Origin of the sequence: Streptomyces axinellae, assembly GCF_039532135.1 — a bacterium.
Lineage (GTDB): Bacteria > Actinomycetota > Actinomycetes > Streptomycetales > Streptomycetaceae > Streptomyces > Streptomyces axinellae.
In genome coordinates, this window is sequence record NZ_BAAARJ010000024.1 from 110619 (window position 1) to 117063 (window position 6445).

Here is a 6445-nt window from a genome sequence, read left to right on the forward strand (position 1 = left end):
CCGACGCAGCCGGGGAGGCCGCGAGTGACCGATGTCCAGGGCGTGGAGCCCGTGAGCTATCCGATCGTGGCTCCCGCACCGCTGGAGCCGCCCCGGGAGTGGGCGGAACTGCGGCAGAAATGCCCGGTGGCACGGGTGACGCTGCCCAGCGGCGACGAGGCCGCGCTGCTGACGCGGTACGAGGACGTGAAGCTCGCGCTCTCCGATCCGCGCCTCAGCCGGGAGGGGCTGGCCTCGCCGGACGCTGCCCGCGTGGCCGCCGGCGACTCGGAGGGCATCTTCAGCAGCCCGATGGCCAGGACGCTGAACGCGGAGGGCCACGAGCGGTGGCGCCGCATGGTCGGAAAGTGGTTCACGGCCAGACGTGTGACGGCGCTGCGGCCGAAGATGGAGGAGATGGCCGACCGTCTCATCGACACGATGCTGGACCATGGCCGACCCGCCGACCTGGTGGCGCGGCTGGCGTTCCCGCTGCCGGTGTACGTGATCTGCGCGATGCTCGGCGTGCCCGAGAGCGACCAGGACAAGTTCAAGAACTGGTCGGACAATTTCTTGACCACCACCCGCTACACGCGGGCGGAGACCGAGGCCGCGCACCAGGAGTTCAGCGCGTACATGGCGAGCCTGATCGCGGCCAGGCGCGCGGCGCCGGGTGAGGACCTCCTCAGCCTCCTCATGGACGGTGCCGACGCCGAGGGCCGGCCGATGTCCGAGGCCGGGCTGGTGGCCACCGGGCAGGCGCTGCTGCTGGCCGGGCACGAGACGACCGCCGGCTTCATCGCGATGATGACGGCGCACCTGCTGGCCGACCGTCAGCGCTGGGAGCGGCTGCTGGCGGACCGCACGCTGATCCGCCCGGCCGTGGAGGAGGTATTGCGGTTCGACCCGAACGGCAGCGGTTTCGGCATGCTCCGCTATGTCCATGAGGACACGGAGCTGCCCGGCGGTGTGGTGTCCCGCGGCACCACCGTGGTGTGCAGCATGGCCGCGGCCAACCGTGACGAGAGCGCGTGGGGGAGCGCGGACCACATGGATGTGAGCCGCAGCCCCAACCCGCACCTCGCCTTCGGCGCCGGGCCGCACTCCTGTCTCGGACAGCCGCTGGCCCGCACCGAGTTGCAGACCGTGCTCGCGGTGCTGCTGCGTCGGCTGCCCACCCTCGCCCTCGCCGTCGGGCCGGATGAACTGCGCCGCCACGAAGGGCTGCTCACCACCCCACTGCGCGAATTGCCGGTCACGTGGTGAGCGGAGTGAGCGGCGTCAAGGCGGCCAGGGCCGGCCGTGGTGAGGAGACCCGCGAGGTGATCATGGCCGCGGCGGAGCGGCTGTTCGCCGAACACGGGCTCGCGGCCGTCTCCAACCGCCAGATCGGCGAGGCGGCCGGGCAGGGCAACGTCACCGCCGTCAGCTATCACTTCGGCAGCAAGGCCGGGCTGGTGCGCGCGATGACGAACAAGCACGGCGAGCGCGTCGAGCGGATCAGGGAGCGGTATCTGAAGGAGGCCGCCGGCAGCCGGGACATCCGGGACTGGGTCGGCTGCCTGGTGCGCCCCGTCTCGGAGTACCAGGCGTCGCTGGGCATCCCCTCATGGCACGCCCGTTTCACGGCGCAGGTGATGGCGGACCCCGTGCAACGGGCGATGGTCACCGACCAGTCGCTCGTCAGAGCGCATCTTCGGGAGATCCTCGACGGCCTCGGCCGCTGCGTCGAGGGGCTGCCCCAGCAGGTGCGGGCCGAGCGCGGGGCGATGGCCCGCCACCTGATGACCCACACCTTCGCGGAGCACGAGCACGCACTGGCCGCGGGCACCAAGCTGCTGCACCCCTCGTGGGAGCACGCCGCCGACGCGCTGACCGACGCGCTCGCCGGCCTGCTCACCGCGCCCGTCACCGCCCGCACCGAACCCGTCGCGGATGTCCGTGACGGCGCCGACGTCCCCAGCTGACCTCCCCAGCTGAGGTCCCGAGTTGACGTACCCGAGTTGGCGTACCCGAGTTGGCGTCCCCCACCGATTGGAGAAGAGCGCAGCATGAAGATCACTGTGGACGAGGAGAGGTGCTGCGGCGCGGGGCAGTGTGTGCTGATCGCGCCGGAGGTCTTCGACCAGCGTGAGGAGGACGGCATCGTCGTCCTGCTCGACGCCGCACCCGCCGAGGAGCAGCACGGCGCGGTGCGCGAGTCCGCCGGTGTCTGCCCGGCCGCCGCCATCCAGGTCAGCGAGGCCCCGTGAGCGTTCCCGGCAGCGTGCTGGTGGTCGGAGCCTCCGCTGCGGGTCTCGGCACCGTCGAATCCCTGCGCCGGAAGGGCTACTCGGGTCGGCTGACGGTGCTGGGCGCCGAGATCCACCCGCCCTACGACCGGCCGCCGCTGTCCAAGCAGGTGCTCTCCGGCGCCTGGCAGCCCGAGCGCACGCCGCTGCGTCCCCAGGAGGCGCTGGCGGTGCTGGATGCGGAGTTCCTGCTCGGCGACGCCGCCGTCGCGCTCGACGCCGGGGCCCGCAGTGTGCGCACCGCCTCCGGGCGCGTCCTCGGCGCCGACGCGGTCGTGGTGGCGACCGGGCTGCGTCCGCGCACGCTGCCCGGCCAGGAGGAGCTGCGCGGTGTGCGGGTGCTGCGCACGCTGGATGATGCGGTGGCGCTGCGCGGCGCGGTGGCGCAGGCGTCCCGCATCGTGGTGGTCGGGGACGGGGTGCTGGGGGCCGAGATCGCGGCCACAGCCCGGCAGTCGGGTCCTGCCGTCACTCTCGTCGGCCCGCAACCGGCGCCGATGTCCGGCCAGTTGGGGCCGGGGCCTGCTGTGCTCCTGGCCGAGTTGCACGCCGAGCACGGGGTCCGCCTCGTCTCCGGCACGGCCGTCGCCGGGCTGGCCTCGCACCAGGGGCGGGTCACCGGGGTGCGGTTGCCCGGAGGTGCCACGCTGCCCGCCGACCTGGTGGTCGTGGCGATCGGCAGCGTGCCGGCCACCGACTGGCTCGCGGGCAGCGGCCTGGAGGTGGCGGACGGCGTGGTGTGTGACGCGTACTGCCGTGCGGCGCCCGGGATCTTCGCCGTCGGGGACGTGGCCCGCTGGTACCACCGCACGCTGGGCACCTCGCTCCGCCTGGAGAACCGCACCAACGCGATCGAGCAGCCGGCGGCCGTCGCGTCGGTCCTCCTCGGGGAGGACCGGCCCTACACTCCCGTGCCGTACTTCTGGACGGACCAGTTCGGCGCGAAGCTCCAGGTCTATGGGACACCGGCGCCGGATGACGAGGTGACCGTCGTGGAAGGCAGCGAGCGGGACCGCAGATTCGTCGCCGTCTCCTCCCGTGCGGGCCGGGCCACGGCCGTTCTCGGCTGGAACATGCCCAAGCAGGCCCGCCTGCACCGACAGGCCCTCATCGACGACGGGGCACACCGGCCGGTGTCCGGCCGATAGCGGCGTGCGCCGCGCACCCGTCCGCTTCACCCGCCTTCTTCCGCCCGAACCACGGAGTACGAACATGTCCGCTGTGCCCGCGACCGGCATCCCCTCGGCCGAGATCCCCGACTTCCCGCCGCCGCGCTCCTCGGCCTGCCCCTTCGACCCCTCGCCTCGACTGCGTGACCTGGCGCTGACCGGCCCGCTGACCAGGGCCCGCTCCTGGGGCGGCAGCACCCCTTGGGTGGTGACCGGGCACGCCGAGCAAAAGGCCCTCCTCGCCGACCCCCGGCTCAGCGCCGACTTCTCCCACCCCGGCTTCCCCAGCCCGGTGGACCCCGCGCACACAGGGGGAGGGAGCAGCGACATGAGCTTCGTGGGGATGGACGATCCGGAGCACGCGCGGCTGCGCCGTATGGTCAGCGGCGCCTTCACCATCAAGCGGGTCGAGGCACTGCGGCCGGTCGTGCAGGAGATGGTGGACGGCTTCATCGACCGGATGCTGGGCGGGCCGAAACCCGCCGATCTGGTGCAGGCGCTGGCGCTGCCCGTCCCCTCCCTGGTGATCTCCGAACTGCTGGGCGTGCCCTACGAGGACCACGAGTTCTTCCAGGCCAACAGCAAGAACATCGTCTCCGCCGTCGCGAGCCCCCGGACGCGGCAGACCGCCCACGCCAACCTCGCCGGCTACCTCGACGAACTGGTCGGCCGGAAGCTGACCGAGCCCGGCGACGACCTGCTCTCCCGGCTCGGTGAGCAGATCAGGTCGGGGGAGCTGACGCGTCGTGAAGCCACGGCGATGGGCGTGCTGTTGCTGCTCGGCGGCCACGAGACCACGGCCAACATGATCACCCTGGGCACGCTGCTGCTGCTCCAGCACCCGGACGAACTGGCCCGCGTCCGTGAGGCCGGTGATCCCGCGACCGGCGACCCGCGAGCCGTCGCCTCCGCGGTGGAGGAACTGCTGCGCTATCTCTCCATCGTCCACCTCGGGCGGCGCAGGACGGCGCTGGAGGACATCGAGATCGCCGGCCGGACGATCAGCGCGGGCGAGGGCGTGATCCTCCTCGGCGAACTGGCCAACCGCGACCCCGCCGTCTTCCCGGCACCCGACCGGCTCGACCTCACCCGCGACGCGCGCAAGCACCAGGCGTTCGGCTCGGGCACCCACCACTGCGTCGGCCAGCCGCTGGCCCGGATGGAACTCCAGGTCGTCTACCCCACCCTCTTCCGCCGCATCCCCACGCTGCGTGTCGCGGCGGACCTTGAGGAGATCCCCTTCAAGTACGACTCGGTCGTCTACGGCGTGTACGAACTCCCCGTCACCTGGTAAGGCCACCACCTGGCAGAGGCCACCGGGCAGGGGGCTGTGGAACCGTCACCACCTTGACCGGTGACGGTTTCGCAAGGGGGCGCCGAAGGGGTCAGGGGCGCGGCCAGGGGCGTCCGCCGAGGCGTTCGATGTCGGTGTTGAAGCGCCTCAAGTAGGAGGCGAAATCCGCGATCTCGTCGTCCGACCAGCTCTCCATGACCTGATCCAGGGCCTGGATGATCCACTCGCGCTCCTCGTCGAGCAGGCGCAGCCCCTCGTCCGTGATGCGGAACTTGCGGGCCATGCCTCCCTCGGGGTCGGGGATGCGTTCCATGAGCCCGGCGCGCATCGCGGCGGCCGTCTGCCGGTTGAGGGTGGAGGCGTCGAGTCCGAAGGCGTCGCTCAGCTCGCCGATCGACATAGGGCCCTGGATGCGGATGCGGCTGAGGAGGACGTAGGCGCTGCGCTCCAGTACGCCGTCCTTGCGGCGTCCGCCCCTTTGGTGCAACGACGTGTGACGGCTCAGCAGCATCTGCTCGTACTCGACCTCGTGCGTCGGCCTGATCATGCCCCGCCGCCTCCTGCTTCCTGTTCCGCCGCGACCGTCCCACGACAGCCGCGTCCCACCATGGCCCCCCACGCACCCATCCTCTCACGCGATGTGCATAGGGCATTGGGCATGCTGAATGCATACGACATGTACGATGCACATCGCTGTTCCGGAAAGCACTCAAGGAGTCCCGTCATGGACGGCCCCCAGTCCCCCTCCCGCGCCACCGGCGTGATCGCCACGCTGGCCTTCGCCGGCACCACGGCGGCTGTCATGCAGACGCTGGTCACCCCGCTCATCGCGGAGTTGCCGCAAATCCTGCACACCACCCCCTCGAACGCCGCCTGGGTGATCACCGTCACCCTGCTCGTGGCAGCCGTCTGTGTGCCGGTCACCGGCCGTCTCGGCGACCTGTTCGGCAAGCGCCGGATGCTGCTCGCGTGCTCGGTGCCGCTGATCGCCGGCTCCGTGGTGTGCGCGCTCTCCTCCTCCGTCGTCCCGATGATCGTCGGGCGCGGGATGCAGGGCATGGGTATGGGCATGGTGCCGCTGGGCATCGCCCTGCTGCGTGACGTGGTGCCCCAGGAGAAGCTCAGCTCCTCCATCGCCCTGGTCAGCGCCTCCATGGGCATCGGCGGCGGACTGGGCCTGCCCATCGCCGCCGCGGTCGCCCATTACGCCAACTGGCGTGCGCTGTTCTGGGGTTCCGCCGCACTGGCCGCGGTGATCGCCGCGCTGATCTGGTTCCTGATCCCGGATGTGCCCGCCGCCGCCAAGGGCCAGCGCTTCGATGTGCCCGGAGCACTCGGCCTCGGCGCCGGACTGGTCGTGCTGCTGCTCGCGGTCTCCAAGGGCGGCGACTGGGGCTGGGGTTCGGCAGCCACACTGGGCCTGTTCGCCGCCGCTGTCGTGCTGCTGGTGGGCTGGGGCCTGTGGGAACTGCGCGCCCACGACCCGCTGATCGACCTGCGCACCACAGCGCGGCCACGGGTGCTGCTCACCAACGTCGCCTCGGTCTTCGTCGGCTTCGGCATGTACGCGAGCATGCTGGTCATGCCGCAGTTGCTCCAGTTCCCCGCAGCAACCGGCTACGGGCTCGGCCAGTCCATGGTCGAGGCCGGGCTGTGGATGGCGCCCGGCGGCATCATGATGATGCTCGTCTCGCCACTGGGCGGAAAGCTCA

The 6445-nt window shown here is 71.5% G+C and carries 7 protein-coding genes; 6 read left to right on the forward strand and 1 reads right to left on the reverse strand.

The features are described 5' to 3' along the window. Positions 1-24: 24 nt before the first annotated feature. From ABD339_RS29360 to ABD339_RS29380, 5 genes are all read left to right on the forward strand, one after another. Entirely contained in the window at positions 25-1245 is a 1221-nt protein-coding gene (locus ABD339_RS29360) for a cytochrome P450 (protein WP_344570173.1), read from the forward strand. Positions 1246-1250: 5 nt separating this feature from the next. Continuing rightward, positions 1251-1946, forward strand: coding sequence for a TetR/AcrR family transcriptional regulator (locus ABD339_RS29365; RefSeq protein ID WP_425576130.1), 696 nt, complete (start codon positions 1251-1253; stop codon positions 1944-1946). 84 nt (positions 1947-2030) lie between these two features. Then, a complete protein-coding gene (locus ABD339_RS29370; RefSeq protein ID WP_344570174.1) occupies positions 2031-2231 on the forward strand; it encodes a ferredoxin in 201 nt (66 codons plus the stop codon). Beyond that, the gene (locus tag ABD339_RS29375) at positions 2228-3418 is read left to right on the forward strand and encodes an NAD(P)/FAD-dependent oxidoreductase (RefSeq protein ID WP_344570175.1); all 1191 of its coding nucleotides are present in this window, start codon (positions 2228-2230) and stop codon (positions 3416-3418) included. Before ABD339_RS29370 ends, ABD339_RS29375 begins: the two co-directional genes overlap by 4 nt. A 64-nt stretch (positions 3419-3482) precedes the next feature. After that, positions 3483-4733, forward strand: a complete 1251-nt coding sequence (locus ABD339_RS29380; RefSeq protein WP_344570176.1) for a cytochrome P450 — start codon at positions 3483-3485, stop codon at positions 4731-4733. A 91-nt stretch (positions 4734-4824) separates the two neighbouring features. Here ABD339_RS29380 and ABD339_RS29385 read toward each other — a convergent pair whose 3' ends face one another. Beyond that, positions 4825-5280 carry a MarR family winged helix-turn-helix transcriptional regulator gene (locus ABD339_RS29385; RefSeq protein ID WP_344570177.1) on the reverse strand — a complete coding sequence of 152 codons (456 nt, stop codon included), beginning with the start codon at positions 5278-5280 and terminating at the stop codon, positions 4825-4827. Between the two features lie 177 nt (positions 5281-5457). Between ABD339_RS29385 and ABD339_RS29390 the strand changes: the two genes are divergently transcribed. Continuing rightward, positions 5458-6445: MFS transporter (locus ABD339_RS29390; RefSeq protein WP_344570178.1), on the forward strand; the 988-nt coding region annotated here is incomplete at its 3' end.

Excerpts from the sequence above, each read along its gene's own strand:
- ABD339_RS29370 (WP_344570174.1), top strand. The coding sequence starts at position 2,031 with ATGAAGATCACTGTGGACGAGGAGAGGTGCTGCGGCGCGGGGCAGTGT.
- ABD339_RS29380 (WP_344570176.1), top strand. The coding sequence starts at position 3,483 with ATGTCCGCTGTGCCCGCGACCGGCATCCCCTCGGCCGAGATCCCCGAC.
- ABD339_RS29385 (WP_344570177.1), bottom strand. The coding sequence starts at position 5,280 with ATGATCAGGCCGACGCACGAGGTCGAGTACGAGCAGATGCTGCTGAGC.